The 16,595-nt window shown below is 70.5% G+C and carries 15 protein-coding genes; all 15 read left to right on the forward strand.

Annotation, left to right across the window (positions count from 1 at the left end; translation table 11 throughout):
- Positions 1 to 296 precede the first annotated feature (296 nt).
- Positions 297 to 2,219, forward strand: coding sequence for a DUF5941 domain-containing protein (locus tag ABZX65_RS16630; RefSeq protein ID WP_355339538.1), 1,923 nt, complete (start codon positions 297 to 299; stop codon positions 2,217 to 2,219).
- Positions 2,216 to 2,971, forward strand: coding sequence for a phosphocholine cytidylyltransferase family protein (locus ABZX65_RS16635; RefSeq protein WP_355339445.1), 756 nt, complete (start codon positions 2,216 to 2,218; stop codon positions 2,969 to 2,971). Before ABZX65_RS16630 ends, ABZX65_RS16635 begins: the two co-directional genes overlap by 4 nt.
- Complete coding sequence (locus ABZX65_RS16640) at positions 2,959 to 4,020, forward strand: iron-containing alcohol dehydrogenase family protein (protein WP_355339448.1); 1,062 nt, start codon at positions 2,959 to 2,961, stop codon at positions 4,018 to 4,020. Before ABZX65_RS16635 ends, ABZX65_RS16640 begins: the two co-directional genes overlap by 13 nt.
- Entirely contained in the window at positions 3,998 to 4,777 is a 780-nt protein-coding gene (locus tag ABZX65_RS16645) for a CDP-alcohol phosphatidyltransferase family protein (RefSeq protein WP_188282694.1), read from the forward strand. Before ABZX65_RS16640 ends, ABZX65_RS16645 begins: the two co-directional genes overlap by 23 nt.
- Positions 4,778 to 4,821: 44 nt before the next feature.
- Entirely contained in the window at positions 4,822 to 5,667 is an 846-nt protein-coding gene (locus ABZX65_RS16650) for a glycosyltransferase (protein WP_355339541.1), read from the forward strand.
- Positions 5,668 to 5,747: 80 nt separating this feature from the next.
- Positions 5,748 to 6,677: an ABC transporter permease gene (locus ABZX65_RS16655; RefSeq protein ID WP_355339451.1), complete on the forward strand. Its 930-nt coding sequence runs from the start codon at positions 5,748 to 5,750 to the stop codon at positions 6,675 to 6,677.
- Positions 6,664 to 7,473: an ABC transporter ATP-binding protein gene (locus ABZX65_RS16660; RefSeq protein WP_355339454.1), complete on the forward strand. Its 810-nt coding sequence runs from the start codon at positions 6,664 to 6,666 to the stop codon at positions 7,471 to 7,473. The genes ABZX65_RS16655 and ABZX65_RS16660 overlap by 14 nt, the downstream gene beginning before the upstream one ends.
- Before the next feature lie 306 nt (positions 7,474 to 7,779).
- Entirely contained in the window at positions 7,780 to 8,670 is an 891-nt protein-coding gene (gene hpnC, locus ABZX65_RS16665) for a squalene synthase HpnC (RefSeq protein WP_355339457.1), read from the forward strand.
- A complete protein-coding gene (hpnD, locus tag ABZX65_RS16670) occupies positions 8,667 to 9,611 on the forward strand; it encodes a presqualene diphosphate synthase HpnD (RefSeq protein WP_355339460.1) in 945 nt (314 codons plus the stop codon). The genes hpnC and hpnD overlap by 4 nt, the downstream gene beginning before the upstream one ends.
- Before the next feature lie 144 nt (positions 9,612 to 9,755).
- A complete protein-coding gene (gene hpnE, locus ABZX65_RS16675) occupies positions 9,756 to 11,168 on the forward strand; it encodes a hydroxysqualene dehydroxylase HpnE (RefSeq protein ID WP_355339463.1) in 1,413 nt (470 codons plus the stop codon).
- Positions 11,165 to 12,235 carry a polyprenyl synthetase family protein gene (locus ABZX65_RS16680; RefSeq protein WP_188282688.1) on the forward strand — a complete coding sequence of 357 codons (1,071 nt, stop codon included), beginning with the start codon at positions 11,165 to 11,167 and terminating at the stop codon, positions 12,233 to 12,235. The genes hpnE and ABZX65_RS16680 overlap by 4 nt, the downstream gene beginning before the upstream one ends.
- A 108-nt stretch (positions 12,236 to 12,343) precedes the next feature.
- Entirely contained in the window at positions 12,344 to 14,371 is a 2,028-nt protein-coding gene (shc, locus tag ABZX65_RS16685; protein WP_355339466.1) for a squalene--hopene cyclase, read from the forward strand.
- 3 nt (positions 14,372 to 14,374) lie between these two features.
- Positions 14,375 to 14,977, forward strand: a complete 603-nt coding sequence (locus tag ABZX65_RS16690; RefSeq protein WP_355339469.1) for a 1-hydroxy-2-methyl-2-butenyl 4-diphosphate reductase — start codon at positions 14,375 to 14,377, stop codon at positions 14,975 to 14,977.
- 5 nt (positions 14,978 to 14,982) lie between these two features.
- Positions 14,983 to 16,011, forward strand: a complete 1,029-nt coding sequence (gene hpnH, locus ABZX65_RS16695; RefSeq protein ID WP_355339472.1) for an adenosyl-hopene transferase HpnH — start codon at positions 14,983 to 14,985, stop codon at positions 16,009 to 16,011.
- A 7-nt stretch (positions 16,012 to 16,018) separates the two neighbouring features.
- The coding region (locus tag ABZX65_RS16700) for a flavodoxin-dependent (E)-4-hydroxy-3-methylbut-2-enyl-diphosphate synthase (protein ID WP_355339475.1) at positions 16,019 to 16,595 on the forward strand (577 nt) is incomplete at its 3' end.

The following is a 16,595-nucleotide window of genomic DNA, read 5'->3' on the forward strand; positions in this document are numbered from 1 at the left end:
TGGGCAAGCCGGTACTGGAGACCGTTGTCATGTGCGGTGACCTGCGGTGATGAGGCGCGCAGAAGGGGCGCGGGGAACACCGCCCGCCTCACTCGTACGGGTGAGCGCGTCCGTCGTTTGTCCGGGCGCCCGTGATCAACGATGATGATCACGCCGGGCACGCCAAGTTCAGGCGAACGGGCGGTGAACGGTGGCGGACGTGGATCCGATAGCCTCTGCCGTCGTGCCTGGCCCGGACTTGCCGACCGCGGCCCTTACAGGCAAGCCCTTCGCACGCATCCAGGGAGTGAGTTCCTCTGTCGACCGCCATTCTCACCGGCCCGCCCGCCGCGGGATCAGCGTCGCCGCTCGCGGACGACCTGCGGGCGCTGGGATTCCAGGTGGTCGAGGCGGACACGCCCGTCGCCGTCGCCGCGCGGCTCGCCCAGGTGCCCGCCGCCGACCGGGTCGCCGTCGTCGACCGCCGCTTCGTCGGCCACCGGCACGCGCTGCGCCTGGCCCTGACCGACCCGCGCTTCGACACCGCCGCGATTCCTGGCGCCGTGTCCGCGAAGGCCGCAGGCCGCCAGGCGCTCACCGCCGCCGTCACCGGGCTGACCGCGCAGGGCGGCGCCACCGTCCCGTCGCAGACCGCTCCCTCCGTACCGGCCTCGTCCGTATCGGCCCCCGGCGGCACCCTGCTGTCCGCCGCCGACGGCGACACCGCCCCCGCCGCCCGCGCGGCCACCTCGGCCGCCGTCGTCCCCGACGCGCTGGCCGCCGCCCTCGACGCGCAGGGCGCCGCCCCGCACCGCCCCGAGCTGGGCGTCCTGGTCGCGGCCGTCCCCGCCGACGCCGCCGAGCGCGCCGCGACGGCCGAGGCCGTCGCCGCCGTGGACGAGGAGGCGGTACGGCTGCGCAGCGCGGTGAAGTCCCGCGACGGCTTCTTCACCACCCACTGCATCAGCCCGTACTCGCGCTACCTGGCCCGCTGGTGCGCCCGCCGCGGCCTCACCCCGAACCAGGTCACCACCGCGTCGCTGCTGGTCGCGCTGATCGCCGCGGGCTGCGCGGCCACCGGCACCCGGACCGGATACGTCGCGGCGGGCGTCCTGCTGCTCGCCTCGTTCGTCCTGGACTGCACCGACGGCCAGCTCGCCCGCTACTCCCTCCAGTACTCCACGCTCGGCGCCTGGCTCGACGCCACCTTCGACCGGGCCAAGGAGTACGCCTACTACGCGGGCCTCGCGCTCGGCGCCGCCCGCGGCGGCCACGACGTATGGGCGCTCGCGCTCGGCGCGATGGTCCTCCAGACCTGCCGCCATGTCGTCGACTTCGCCTTCAACGAGGCCAACCACGACGCCACCGCCAACACCAGCCCCACCGCCGCGCTGTCCGGCAGGCTCGACAGCGTCGGCTGGACGGTGTGGGTACGGCGGATGATCGTGCTGCCGATCGGCGAGCGCTGGGCGCTGATAGCCGTGCTCACCGCGGTCACCACCCCGCGCGTCACCTTCGTCGTCCTGCTGGTCGGCTGCGGCCTCGCCGCCTGCTACACCACCGCGGGCCGCGTCCTGCGCTCACTCACCCGCAAGGCCCAGCGCACCGACCGGGCCGCCCAGGCGCTCGCCGACCTCGCCGACAGCGGGCCGCTCGCCGAGGCCGGGGCCCGGATCCTGCGCCCGCTCGCCGGTCGTATGCCGTCCTTCGCGGCGCCCGCGGTCGCCCTGCTCGGCGCCGCCGCGGTCACCGCCACCGCCGCGCTCTCCTCCCGGGGCAGCTGGTGGCCGCCGCTGGTGGCCGTGGTCTACGTCCTGACCTCGTCCTTCGCCGTCTCCCGGCCGCTCAAGGGGGCCCTGGACTGGCTGGTCCCGCCGATCTTCAGGGCCGGTGAGTACGGCACGGTGCTGGCCCTCGCGGCCGTCTCCGGGGTAAACGGGGCGTTGCCCGCCGCTTTCGGTCTGGTGGCCGCGGTCGCCTACCATCACTACGACACGGTGTACCGCATCCGCGGCGGCACCGGGGCGCCGCCGCGGGCCCTGGTACGGGCGGCCGGCGGACACGAGGGCCGCACCCTGGTGGTCGCCCTCCTGGCCGCCGTCGCACACCACACAGGCTTCACGGTCGCGCTGACGGTGCTCGCCGCGGCGCTCGCGCTGCTGGTCCTCACCGAGAGCGTCCGCTTCTGGGTGTCCGCAGGGGCTCCCGCTGTACACGACGAAACAGGAGAACCCGCATGATCGGCCTCGTGCTGGCGGCCGGCGCCGGAAGACGCCTGCGCCCCCACACCGACACCCTGCCCAAGGCACTGGTGCCGGTCGTCGGTCCCGAAGGGGCTGCGGACAGCCTGACCGTCCTGGACCTCACCCTGTCCAACTTCGCGGAGATCGGCCTGACCGAGGTCGCCGTCGTCGTCGGCTACCGCAAGGAAGCGGTCTACGCGCGCAAAACGGCGCTGGAGGAGAAGTACGGCCTCACCCTCACCCTGATCGACAACGACAAGGCCGAGGAGTGGAACAACGCCTACTCCCTGTGGTGCGCGCGCGACGTCCTCAGGCACGGGGTGATTCTGGCCAACGGCGACACCGTGCACCCGGTGTCGGTGGAGAAGACCCTGCTGGCCGCGCGCGGCGGCGGCAAGCGGATCGTGCTGGCCCTGGACACCGTCAAGCACCTCGCCGACGAGGAGATGAAGGTCGTCGCCGAGCCCGGCAGGGGAGTGCGGCGGATCACCAAGCTGATGGACCCGGCCGAGGCCACCGGTGAGTACATCGGCGTCACCCTCATCGAGGGCGAGGCGGCGGCCGAGCTGGCCGACGCGCTGAAGACCACCTTCGAGCGCGACCCCGACCTGTACTACGAGGACGGCTACCAGGAGCTGGTCAACCGCGGCTTCACCATCGACGTCGCCCCGATCGGTGACGTCGCCTGGGTCGAGATCGACAACAACGACGACCTCGCCAAGGGGCGGGTGATTGCGTGCCAGTACTGACCAGGCTCATCCCCTCCCCGGTCGTCGTCGACATCAGGGGCGGCGCGATCGCCGACCTGGCCGTACTCCTGGCCGATCAGCGGATCTCCACCTCCGGCAAGCTCGCCTTCGCCGTCAGCGAGGGCTCCGGGCTCAAGCTGCGCGACCGGCTGGCCCCCGAGCTGCCCGGCGCGGACTGGTACCCGGTGCACGGCGGCACCATCGACGCGGCCGTGAAGCTCGCCGACTCCATGCGCGGCAAGCGCTACGACGCGGTCATCGGCCTCGGCGGCGGCAAGATCATCGACGTCACCAAATACGCCGCCGCGCGGGTGGGCCTTCCCATGGTCGCGGTCGCCACCAACCTCTCGCACGACGGCCTGTGCTCACCGGTCGCCACCCTGGACAACGACAACGGGCGCGGCTCCTACGGTGTCCCGACGCCGATCGCGCTGGTCATCGACCTCGACGTGATCCGCGAGGCGCCCGCCCGCTACGTCAGGGCCGGCATCGGCGACGCGATCTCCAACCTCTCCGCGCTCGCGGACTGGGAGCTGTCGCACCGCGAGAACAGCGAGCCGATCGACGGCCTGGCCGCGGCGATGGCCAGGAGCGCCGGCGAGTCCGTGCTGCGGCACCCCGGCGGCATCGGCGACGACGACTTCCTGGTCACGCTCTCCGAGGGCCTGGTGCTGACCGGTATCGCCATGTCGATCAGCGGTGACACCCGCCCGTCGTCCGGTGCGTGCCACGAGATCAGCCACGCCTTCGACCTGCTCCACCCGCAGCGGGCCGCCGCCCACGGCGAGCAGGTCGGCATCGGCGCCGCCTTCGCGATGCACCTGCGCGGCGCGCGCGAGGAGTCGGGCCTCATCGCCGAGACCCTGCGCCGCCACGGACTGCCCGTTCTCCCCGAGGAGATCGGCTTCACGGAACCGGAGTTCGTCGAAGCGGTGCGCTACGCGCCGCAGACCCGCCCCGGCCGCTTCACGATCCTGGAACACCTGGACCTCTCCGCCACCGAGATCAGGGACGCATACGCCGACTATGTCAAAGCCATCAGTAGCTGAACTGCGCCCGGTCGTTCACCCCCCGGGGGTCAAGGACCGCCGCAGCGGCGAACACTGGGCCGGCCGGCTCTACATGCGTGAGCTGTCGCTGCGCATAGACCGGCACCTCGCGCCCACCCGCGTCACGCCCAACCAGTTGACGTACCTCATGACCGTCTTCGGCGTCCTCGCCGCCCCGGCGCTGCTGGTGCCCGGGATCGCGGGCGCCGTCCTCGGCGTGCTGATGGTGCAGCTCTACCTGCTGCTGGACTGCGTGGACGGGGAGATCGCCCGCTGGAAGCAGCAGTTCTCGCTGTCCGGCGTCTACCTCGACCGCGTCGGCGCCTACCTGTGCGACGCCGCCGTCCTGGTCGGCTTCGGGCTGCGCGCCGCCGACCTGTGGGGCAGCGGCCGGATCGACTGGCTGTGGGCGTTCCTCGGCACCCTCGCCGCGCTCGGCGCGGTGCTGATCAAGGCCGAGACCGACCTCGTCGGGGTCGCCCGGCACCAGGGCGGGCTCCCGCCGGTCAAGGAGGCGGCGTCCGAGCCGCGCTCCTCCGGAGTGGCGCTGGCCCGCAAGGCCGCCGCCGCGCTGAAGTGGCACCGCCTCGTGCTGGGCGTCGAGGCGTCCCTGCTCATCCTGCTGCTCGCGATCGTGGACCAGGCGCGCGGCGACCTGTTCTTCACCCGGCTCGGCGTCGCCGTGCTGGCGGGCATCGCGCTGCTCCAGACCCTGCTGCACCTGGTCTCCGTCCTCGCCTCCAGCAGGCTGAAGTGAGCACGCAGGGGACGCCGCTGCGCGTCGGCGCGGTCATCATCACCATGGGCAACCGCCCCGCGGAGCTGAACGACCTGCTGGACTCGGTCGCCAAGCAGCAGGGCCCGCCGGTGACGGTCGCCGTGGTCGGCAACGGGTCACCGCTGCCGCCGCTGCCCGCCGAGGTGCGCACCGCGGAGCTGCCCGAGAACCTGGGCATCCCCGGCGGGCGCAACGTCGGCATCGAGATGTTCGGCCCCGGCGCCGAGGAAGTGGACGTCGTCCTCTTCCTGGACGACGACGGGCTGCTGCCGGGCGACGACACCGCGGAGCTGGTCAGGCGGGCCTTCGAGGCCGACCCCGAGCTGGGCATCATCAGCTTCCGGATCGCCGACCCCGAGACCGGGCAGACGCAGCGCAGGCACGTCCCCCGGCTGCGCGCCGCCGACCCGATGCGGGACTCGCGGGTCACCACCTTCCTGGGCGGCGCGTGCGCCGTGCGCAGCCGCGTCATCCAGCAGGTCGGTCCGCTGCCCGCCGAATTCTTCTACGCGCACGAGGAGACAGATCTGGCCTGGCGCGCTCTTGACGCGGGTTGGCTGATCGACTATCGGCATGACATGGTGCTGTTCCACCCGGCGACCTCGCCCGCCCGGCACGCGGTGTACCACCGGTTGGTGGCCCGTAACCGGGTGTGGCTGGCCCGGCGCAATCTGCCCTGGCCGCTGGTCCCGGCGTACCTCGGCGTCTGGTTCGCGCTGACGCTGGTGCGCCGGCCGTCCGGGCCGGCGCTGCGAGCGTGGCTCGGCGGATTCCGTGAGGGATGGACAACCCCCTGCGGCCAACGGCGGCCGATGCGCTGGCGGACCGTCTGGAGGTTGACCCGGCTAGGCCGACCCCCGATCATCTGACAAGCTCGGACCTGAGAGCATCAGGCGCAGCCCGGGATTCCCCTGCCCCGGCGCGCACCTTGAGGACGAAAGTGTCAACTGTGAGCGAGACAACGCACAATGGTGCGGTCGCCGTCGGTGTCCCCCCGGCACCCACGGCCGATGACGGCCTCAGCCCCGCCCAGGTAGCGGCCAAGTACGGCTTGTCCGTCAGTGGCGCCCGGCCTGGCCTGGTGGAGTACACGCGGCAGCTCTGGGGCCGTCGACATTTCATCAACGAGTTCGCCAAGGCGCGCACCCAGGCGCAGTACACCCAGGCCCGCCTCGGCCAGCTCTGGCAGGTGATGACGCCCCTGCTGAACGCGGCGGTGTACTACCTGATCTTCGGTCTGCTGATCGGCACCAGCAAAGGCATCGACAACTTCATCGCCTTCCTGGTCACCGGCATCTTCATCTTCACCTTCACGCAGTCCTCGGTACTCAGCGGCGTGCGCGCGGTGTCCGGCAACCTCGGTCTGATCAGGGCGCTGCACTTCCCGCGCGCCTCGATGCCGATCGCCTTCACGCTGATGCAGCTCCAGCAGCTCATCATGTCGATGTTCGTCCTGCTGGCGATCGTGCTGATGACCGGTGAGGTGCCGAACGCCTCCTGGCTGCTGATGTTCCCCGCGCTGATCACGCAGTGGGTCTTCAACACCGGCCTGGCGCTGATCGTGGCGCGGCTGGGCAGCAAGATGACGGACCTGGCGCAGCTCATGCCGTTCATCCTGCGCACCTGGATGTACATGTCCGGCGTCATGTACAGCATCGAGAAGCTGACCAGCGACGCGCCGCACTTCGTACGCATCCTGCTCGACATCAACCCGGCCGCGGTCTACATCGATCTGATGCGCTTCGCGCTCATCGACAGCGTGACCTCCTCCCAGTTGCCGCCGCACGTGTGGGCGTCCGCGGTCGGCTGGGCCGTGCTGGTGGGCGTCGGCGGCTACGTCTACTTCTGGAAGGCGGAGGAGCAATATGGCCGTGGCTGAGCAGCAGAGCGTCGAGAGGGCACAGCAGCCCTCCGACAGCCGCGTTCCCACCGTGATAGTGGACGACGTGCACATCGTCTACACGGTGCACGGCGCGGGCACCGGCAAGGGCAGCGCGACCGCCGCCCTGGGCCGGCTGATCTCCCGCAAGGGCTCGCCGAACGTCCGCCGGGTGCACGCGGTCAAGGGCGTCAGCTTCACCTCGTACCGCGGTGAGGCGATCGGCATCATCGGTTCCAACGGCTCCGGCAAGTCGACGATCCTGCGCGCCATCGCGGGTCTGCTGCCGCCGGAGCGCGGGAAGATCTACACCGACGGCCAGCCGTCGCTGCTGGGCGTCAACGCGGCGCTGATGAACGACCTCACGGGTGAGCGCAACGTCATCCTGGGCGGTCTGGCCATGGGCATGACGCAGGACGAGGTGCGCCGCCGCTACCAGGGGATCGTCGACTTCTCGGGCATCAACGAGAAGGGCGACTTCATCTCACTGCCGATGCGGACGTACTCCTCCGGCATGGCGGCGCGCCTGCGGTTCTCGATCGCGGCGGCCAAGAACCACGACGTGCTGATGATCGACGAGGCGCTGGCCACCGGCGACCGCGCGTTCCAGCGCCGGTCCGAGGCCCGGATCAGGGAACTGCGCAAGGAAGCGGGCACGGTCTTCCTCGTCAGCCACAACAACAACTCCATCCGCGACACGTGCGACCGCGTGGTGTGGCTGGAGAAGGGCGAGCTGTTGATGGACGGTCTGACCGACGACGTGCTCAAGGCGTACGAGGAGCACACCGGCAAGTAGCGTTCCCTGCCTGCTCGCAGGCGTACGAGGTCCCCGTCGGACGATCCGGCGGGGACCTTGTATGTCAATCCCACCACGTGTCACGCCCCCGGCGTACGCCGCAGCATCACCGGTCGTAAGCTGTACCGGTGCTGGGAGCCTGGAGATGATCGAAACCGCTGACCGACACCCGGGTGCAACACCCGGTGCGGCGTGTCCGAAATGGGAAGTATCTGCTGGGCGGTGTAGAACGGGGGGTGTGGCGGCCATGATGATCGGGACCATCCTGCTCCGGGGCACGCTCGCCGCCTGTGTGCCGGGAAGAGCATGGTGACCGGGGACGCCGAGTCCCGGGCCGTCCTGGACAAGGCCGCGCGCGAGAACTTCCCCGTGGCACCGGTGTTCCTGCCGCGTGCCTGGCGCCGGGACCTGATGGCGGTCTACGGATTCGCCCGGCTGGTGGACGACATCGGCGACGGCGACCTGGCGGGGGGCGGCCGGGAGGACGCGCTGCGACTCGGACTGTCCGCCGACTCCGCCGACGACCGGCTCGCGATGCTGGACGCCTTCGAGGCCGACCTCAACCGCGTGTTCGACGGCACTCCCCGGCATCCGCTGCTGCTCGCGCTCCAGCCCACCGTCCGCCGCCACCACCTCAGCCCCGAGCCCTTCCTCGGTCTGATCGCCGCCAACCGGCAGGACCAGCAGGTGCGGCGGTACGCGACCTACGACGACCTGCTGGCGTACTGCGAATTGTCCGCCAATCCGGTCGGCCGGCTGGTGCTGTCCATCACCGGCACCTCGACGCCCGAGCGCGTCCGGCGCTCGGACGCGGTCTGCACCGCGCTCCAGATCGTGGAGCATCTCCAGGACGTGGCCGAGGACCTCGGCCGCGACCGGATCTATCTGCCCGCCGAGGACATGAAGCGTTTCTCGGTCGAGGAGGCCGATCTCGCCGCCGCGACGGCCGGCGCACAGGTGCGCGCCCTGGTCGCGCACGAGGCGGAACGCGCCGGATACTTGTTGGATGAAGGTACCCCCCTGGTGGGCAGCGTCCGTGGCAGGCTCAGGCTGCTGCTCGCCGGATTCGTCGGCGGCGGCCGTGCCGCGCTGAAGGCGGTCGAAGCGGCGGGGTACGACGTACTGGCGGTATCGCCGAAAGCCACCAAGCCCAGCCTGCTGCGCGAGGTGGGGTCGACATTGCGAAGAGAGGGGTGAGCCGGACCGTGAACGGTTCCGCCCACACGTCCGGTCCCGTGCTCGCGGCCTACCGCTACTGCGAGGCTGTGACCGGCCACGAGGCCCGCAACTTCGCGTACGGCATCCGCCTGCTGCCCGCCCCCAAACGGCAGGCGATGTCCGCGCTGTACGCGTTCTCCCGCCGGGTCGACGACATCGGCGACGGTGAACTGCCGCCGCGGGAGAAGGCCGAGCGGCTCGACGGCACCCGCGCGCTGCTCACCCGCGTCCGCGCGGGAGAGGTCGCGGAGGACGACACCGACCCGGTCGCGGTCGCGCTCGCCGATTCCGCGCGCCGCTTCCCGCTGCCGCTCGAAGGGCTCGACGAACTCATCGACGGCGTCCTGATGGACGTCCGCGGCGAGACGTACGAGACCTGGGACGACCTCGCCGTGTACTGCCGTTGCGTGGCCGGCGCGATCGGACGGCTCTCGCTTGGCGTGTTCGGCACCGCGAATGGGCACGATCATGCGCGTGCCGCAGAATATGCCGACACGCTCGGCCTCGCCCTACAACTCACCAACATCCTCCGGGACGTCCGCGAGGACGCCGCGAACGGACGGACGTACCTGCCCGCCGAGGATCTCGCCAAGTTCGGCTGCGCGGCCGGTTTCCACAGCGATACCGCGCCGCCCGGCTCCGACTTCCCCGGCCTGGTGGAATTCGAAGTACGGCGCGCCCGCGCCCTGTTCGCCACCGGATACCGGCTGCTCCCCATGCTCGACCGGCGCAGCGGCGCCTGCGTCTCGGCCATGGCCGGGATCTACCGCAGGCTGCTCGACCGGATCGCCGCCGACCCCGAGGCCGTCCTGCGCGGCCGGGTGTCACTGCCCGGACGGCAGAAGGCGTACGTCGCCGTCCGCGGCCTCGCGGGGCTCGACGCCCGCCGTACCGCCCGCTCCCCACGAGGTGACGCGTGAGACCGTCCCGCGACGGCGCGGGTCCGCGCGCACGGCACGGGGCACGGTACGCGCACGACGAGGCAACCACCGGGACACGTACGGCGTCACTGCCAGCAACGGTTCGCCGTGCTGGACACGGCGGGGCCGAAGGGGGGAGGACGCATGACCGCGCATGAGCGGATCACCACCGACGGCGGCGGCATGCGCACCGCCGTCGTGGTCGGCGGCGGACTCGCCGGTACGACGGCCGCGCTCGCGCTGGCCGACGCCGGGGTGCGCGTGACCCTCGCCGAGGCCAGACCCCGGCTCGGCGGCCTCGCCTTCTCCTTCAAGCGCGGCGAGTTGACCGTCGACAACGGCCAGCACGTCTTTCTGCGCTGCTGCGACGCCTACCAGTGGTTCATCGACCGGATCGCGGCCCGCGACCTGGTGACCCTTCAGGACCGGCTGGACGTACCGGTGCTGGAGGCCGACACGCTCCGGCTGGGGCGGCTGTCCAGGACCGCGCTGCCGGTGCCCCTGCACCTGGCCGCGAGCCTGGTCCGCTACCCGCATCTGAGTCCGCGTGAGCGGGCCTCGGTGGGCCGCGCCGCGCTCGCGCTGGGCCGCCTCGACCTGGACGACCCGGCCCTGGACCGTACGGACTTCGCGAGCTGGCTCAGTGCGCGCGGGCAGTCGGCGCGCACCATCGAGGCGCTGTGGGACCTGGTCGGTGTGGCCACGCTCAACGCGCGGTCGGCCGACGCCTCGTTGGGCCTGGCCGCGAAGGTCTTCAAGACCGGACTGCTCTCCGACCCGGGGGCCGCCGACATCGGCTGGGCCTCGGCGCCGCTGGGCGACCTGCACGACGGCCGGGCCCGCGCCGCGCTGGACACCGCGGGCGTACGCACCATGCTGCGCTCCCGTACCACCGGCATCAAAGAGGCGGCGGACGGCGGCTGGCACGTCTCGATCGAGACCGGACCGGGACGCGGCGAGCAACTCGACGCGGACATCGTGGTGTTGGCGGTCCCGCAGCGCGAGGCGCACGGCCTGCTGCCCGCCGGATCGCTCGAAGATCCGGAAAAGCTCTTGCGCATCGGTACCGCTCCGATCCTCAATATGCATGTGATCTACAACAGACAGGTGCTCCGACAGCCGTTCTTCGCGGCACTCGGCAGCCCCGTCCAGTGGGTCTTCGACCGCACCGTCAGTTCCGGGCTCACCGGCGGCGGTCAGTACGTGGCCGTGTCCCAGTCGGCGGTGGAGGACGAGATCGACCTCCCCGTGGCCGAGTTGCGCGCCCGCTACCTGCCCGAGCTGGAACGGCTGCTGCCCGCGGCCCGCGGCGCGGGCGTCCGCGACTTCTTCGTCACCCGGGAACGCACCGCGACCTTCGCGCCCACTCCGGGTGTCGGGAGCTTGCGGCCCGGTCCGGTGACCCGCGCCCCCGGCCTCTACCTGGCCGGGTCGTGGACGGCCACCGGCTGGCCCGCGACCATGGAGAGCGCGGTGCGCAGCGGCCTGCACGCCTCCCGAGAAGCGTTGTCCGCGCTCGGGATGCCATTCGACAACGGCGTCCTGGAGGCGGCATGAGTGCTATTGGTGCAACCAGAGGAGAGAACGTGACCGCCACCGGCGTCATCGAACTGCTGGAAAACGGCCGCATCCTGACCACACCCGTACTGCGCGCGGCCGTGGCCCGCCTCGCACCCCCGATGGACACCGTCGCCGCCTACCACTTCGGCTGGATCGACGAGGCGGGCCGCCCCGCGGACGGCGACGGCGGCAAGGCCGTACGCCCGGCGCTGGCCCTGCTGTCCGCGGAGGCCGCGGGCGCCTCGGCCGAGACGGGCGTACCCGGCGCCGTCGCCGTGGAGCTGGTGCACAACTTCTCGCTGCTGCACGACGACCTGATGGACGGCGACGAGCAGCGACGGCACCGCGACACGGTGTGGAAGGTGCACGGTCCCGCCCAGGCGATCCTGGTCGGCGACGCGCTCTTCGCGCTCGCCAACGAGCTGCTGCTGGAACAGGGCACGGTCGACGCCGGCCGGGCCACCCGCCGGCTGACCACCGCCACCCGCAAACTGATCGACGGTCAGGCGCAGGACATCTCCTTCGAGCACCGCGAGCGGGTCACCGTCCAGGAGTGCCTGGAGATGGAGGGCAACAAGACCGGCGCGCTGCTGGCCTGCGCGTCCTCCATCGGCGCGGTGCTCGGCGGGGCCTCGGAGTCCGACGCCGACGCGCTGGAGGAGTACGGCTACCACCTGGGGCTCGCCTTCCAGGCGGTGGACGACCTGCTGGGCATCTGGGGCGACCCCGCGGCCACCGGCAAGCAGACCTGGAGCGACCTGCGGCAGCGCAAGAAGTCGCTTCCCGTGGTCGCCGCGCTCGCCGCGGGAGGGTCCGCGTCGGAGCGCCTGGGTGAACTGCTCGCGGCGGACGCGAAGAATCCTGAAACCGGTGCCTTCAGCGAGGAAGAGTTCGCTATGCGCGCGGCGTTGATCGAAGAGGCCGGTGGACGTGAGTGGACCTCCCAGGAGGCCAGGAGGCAGTACGCGACCGCCATCGCCGCGCTGGACAAAATGGACATGCCGGAACAAATTCAACGTAAGCTCGTTGGTCTCGCGGATTTTGTGGTGGTCCGCGAGAAATAAAGAGAACGACAGAACGAAACGTGGAGCGCTAACGTCGCCGGTCCCTCTTATGTGACGGCCGACGGCCGCCCCAACACCGCAGATAGTCTCAACTGCAAAGGGGAAGCCATGACAGCGACGACCGATGGCAGTCCAGGGACGCCAACCCACCGGACACCTTCGGCCAGCAGCACCTCGGAGCCGGACCCTGTTCCAGCCGACGGCACCGAGGCGGCGGCGCAGCGTGCCGTGCAGCGCGCCGCAGACCACCTTCTGGCACGGCAGCACCCCGACGGATGGTGGAAGGGCGACCTCGAAACGAACGTGACGATGGACGCCGAGGATCTGTTGCTCCGACAGTTCCTGGGTATCCAGGACGAGCAGACCACCGCGGCCTCCGCCCGGTGGATCCGCTCGCAGCAGCGTGAGGACGGCGCCTGGCCCACCTTTCACGGCGGGCCGGGCGACGTGTCGGCCACCATCGAGGCGTATGTCGCGCTGCGACTCGCCGGGGACTCCCCGGACGAGGCGCACATGGCACTCGCCGCCAAGTGGTCGCGCGGCGAAGGGGGAGTGGCGGCCAGCCGGGTCTTCACCCGCATCTGGCTGGCCCTGTTCGGCTGGTGGAGCTGGGACGACCTCCCGGAACTGCCGCCCGAGATCATCTACCTGCCCAAGTGGATGCCGCTGAACATCTACTCGTTCGGCTGCTGGGCGCGGCAGACCATCGTGCCGCTCACCGTCGTCGGAGCCCACCGCCCGGTCCGCCCGGCGCCGTTCGGCATCGACGAGCTGCACATCAACCCCAAACAGCCCAACCCCAAGCGGCGCAGAGCCTCCATCAGGACCTGGGACGGCGTCTTCGAGCGGCTCGACCAGGTGCTGCACGTCTACCGCCGCTTCAGCCCGCGCATGGTGCGGCGCAGCGCCATGCACGCCTGTGCCCGCTGGATCATCGAGCGTCAGGAGGCCGACGGCTGCTGGGGAGGAATCCAGCCACCCGCCGTCTACTCCGTGATCGCCCTGCACCTGCTGGGCTACGAGCTCGACCACCCGGTGGTCAAGGCCGGTCTCGACTCGCTGGATCGTTTCGCCGTATGGCCGGAAGAGGGCGTCCGGATGATCGAGGCGTGCCAGTCCCCGGTCTGGGACACCTGCCTCGCGGCCATCGCGCTCGCCGACGCGGGCGTTCCCGCGGACGACCCGGCGCTGGTCAAGTCGGCCGAATGGATGCTCGGCGAGCAGATCACCCGGCCGGGTGACTGGTCCGTGCAGCGGCCCCAGCTCGCCCCGGGCGGCTGGGCGTTCGAATTCCACAACGACATCTACCCCGACATCGACGACACCGCCGAGGTCGTCCTCGCCCTGCGCAGGATCGACCACCCGGACCGGGCGCGCGTCGACTCCGCGGTGGAGAAGGCCGTGCGCTGGAACGTCGGGATGCAGTCGCGGAACGGCGCGTGGGGCGCCTTCGACGCCGACAACACGAGCCGGTTCCCGAACCGGCTGCCCTTCTGCGACTTCGGCGAGGTCATCGACCCGCCGTCGGCCGACGTCACGGCGCACGTGGTGGAGATGCTCGCCGCGCTCGGTCTCGAGCACGACGAGCACGCCCGCCGCGGCATCGAGTGGCTGCTGGCGGAACAGGAGGACAACGGCGCCTGGTTCGGCCGTTGGGGGGTCAATTACATCTACGGCACGGGGTCCGCCGTCCCCGCGCTGGCCTCGGCCGGTCTGCCGTCGAGCCACCCGGCGATCCGCAAGGCGGTGAGCTGGCTGGAATCGGTGCAGAACAACGACGGTGGCTGGGGCGAGGACCTGCGCTCCTACTCCGACCGGGAATGGGTGGGCCGCGGTGCCTCCACCGCCTCGCAGACCGCGTGGGCCCTGATGGCGCTGCTGGCGGCGGGCGAACGGGACGGTGACGCGGTCGCGCGCGGGGTGCGCTGGCTGACCGACACCCAGCTCCCCGACGGGTCGTGGGACGAGCCGTACTTCACCGGTACGGGCTTCCCCCGCGACTTCTCGATCAACTACCACCTCTACCGCATGGTCTTCCCGCTGACCGCCCTCGGGCGATACGTACGCGACGAGCCGTTCGGTACCGCGGGTGCCCCGGCCGTCACCACCGGAACCGCCGCTGGAAAGGGGGCCTAGTTCGTGGGCCATACAGGACCGCCGCTGCTGGTGGTGTGCGCCCTGCGCATCGAGAAGGTCGCGCTGCGCAGGGGAGCGGCCCGGAACGCCGCCGAAAGGGTCACCGTGCTCAGGACCGGCATGGGACCCACGGCCGCCGACCGGGTGGTCCGTGAGGCCCTGCACCAACCGGAGCTGCGCGGCTCGGCCGTCCTCACCACGGGCTTCTGTGCCGGGCTCGCGCCCGGCATGCGCCCCGGTGACGTCGTGGTCGCCGAGGACGGCCACGAGAGCGAGGCGCTCGCCGCCGCGCTCAAGGCGGCCGGTCACACCGTGCACACCGGCCCCCTCGCAGAATCCGACCATGTCGTGCGGGGCGCCGAGCGCACCGCACTGGCGGCGACCGGTGCCATCGCCGTGGACATGGAATCGGCCGCGATGCGACGCGCCGCGCTCGCCGAAGGCGCGCGCCACATCGCGGCGGCCCGAGTCGTCGTCGACACGCCCGAGTTCGAACTCGTACGTGTCGGAACGCTTCGCACCGGGATCATCGCATTCCGGGTGCTCAGAGATCTTGTTCCTGCCTTTCTTGATTGGCACCGCACTACCGTGCTCCCCTGGAGGTGAGCTAGATGGCTATGCCGCTCCGTCAGACCATCCGTGTCGCGTCGTACCTCTTCGAACAGAAAATGGTCAGGCGCCGCGAAAAGTTCCCGCTCATCGTCGAGCTCGAACCGCTCTTCGCCTGCAACCTCAAATGTGAGGGCTGCGGCAAGATCCAGCACCCCGCCAACGTGCTGAAGCAGCGCATGCCGGTGGCCCAGGCCGTCGGTGCGGTGCTGGAGTCGGGCGCGCCGATGGTGTCCATCGCGGGTGGTGAGCCGCTGATGCACCCCCAGATCGACGAGATCGTCCGGCAACTCGTCGCGAAGAAGAAGTACGTCTTCCTCTGCACCAATGCCCTTCTGCTGCGCAAGAAAATCGAGAAGTTCACACCTTCTCCTTACTTTGCCTTTACCGTTCACATTGACGGTATGCGCGAGCGGCACGACGAGTCCGTGGCCAAGGAAGGCACCTTCGACGAGGCCGTGGCCGCGATCAAGGAAGCCCAGCGCCGCGGTTTCCGGGTCACCACGAACTCGACTTTCTTCAACACCGACACGCCGCAGACGATCATCGAGGTGATGAACTACCTCAATGACGATCTGAAGGTCGAGGAGATGATGCTGTCTCCCGCGTACGCCTACGAGAAGGCGCCCGACCAGGACCACTTCCTGGGCGTGACGCAGACCCGTGAGCTGTTCAAGAAGGCGTTCGACGACGGCAACCGGCGCAAGTGGCGGCTCAACCACAGCCCGCTCTTCCTGGACTTCCTGGAGGGCAAGGCGGACTTCCCCTGCACCGCGTGGGCGATCCCCAACTACTCGCTCTTCGGCTGGCAGCGCCCCTGCTACCTGATGGCCGACGGGTACGTGGCCACGTACCAGAAGCTCCTGGACGAGACGGACTGGGACAAGTACGGCCGGGGCAAGGACGACCGGTGCGACAACTGCATGGCGCACTGCGGTTACGAGCCCACGGCCGTCATGGCCACCATGGGCTCCCTGAAGGAGTCCATCCGCGCCGCCCGTGAGACGGTCGCCTCCAACAGGGCGAAGTGACCTGACGATGACAGCAGTCGAGCCGGTCGCGCTCGGCCTGCCCTCCCTGCCGGCCCGGCCTCTGGCGACGCGTCGTGTTTCGCGTCGTATCCAGGTCGGGTCGGTCCCGGTGGGCGGGGACGCGCCTGTTTCCGTCCAGTCGATGACGACGACCCGTACCTCTGACATCGGTGCCACTCTTCAGCAGATCGCGGAGCTGACGGCTTCGGGCTGTCAGATCGTGCGGGTGGCGTGTCCGACGCAGGATGACGCCGACGCGTTGGCGACGATCGCGAAGAAGTCGCAGATTCCGGTGATCGCGGACATTCATTTTCAGCCGAAGTACGTGTTCGCGGCGATCGATGCCGGGTGTGCGGCGGTTCGGGTGAATCCGGGGAACATCAAGCAGTTCGACGACAAGGTCAAGGAGATCGCGCGGGCGGCTTCGGACGCGGGGACGCCGATCCGGATCGGTGTGAACGCGGGGTCGCTGGACGCGCGGCTGCTGAAGAAGTACGGGAAGGCGACGCCTGAGGCGCTGGTGGAGTCCGCGCTGTGGGAGGCGTCGCTGTTCGAGGAGCACGGTTTCCGGGACATCAAGATCT

Source organism: Streptomyces sp. NPDC003300 (genome assembly GCF_040610915.1).
Taxonomy (GTDB): Bacteria; Actinomycetota; Actinomycetes; order Streptomycetales; family Streptomycetaceae; genus Actinacidiphila.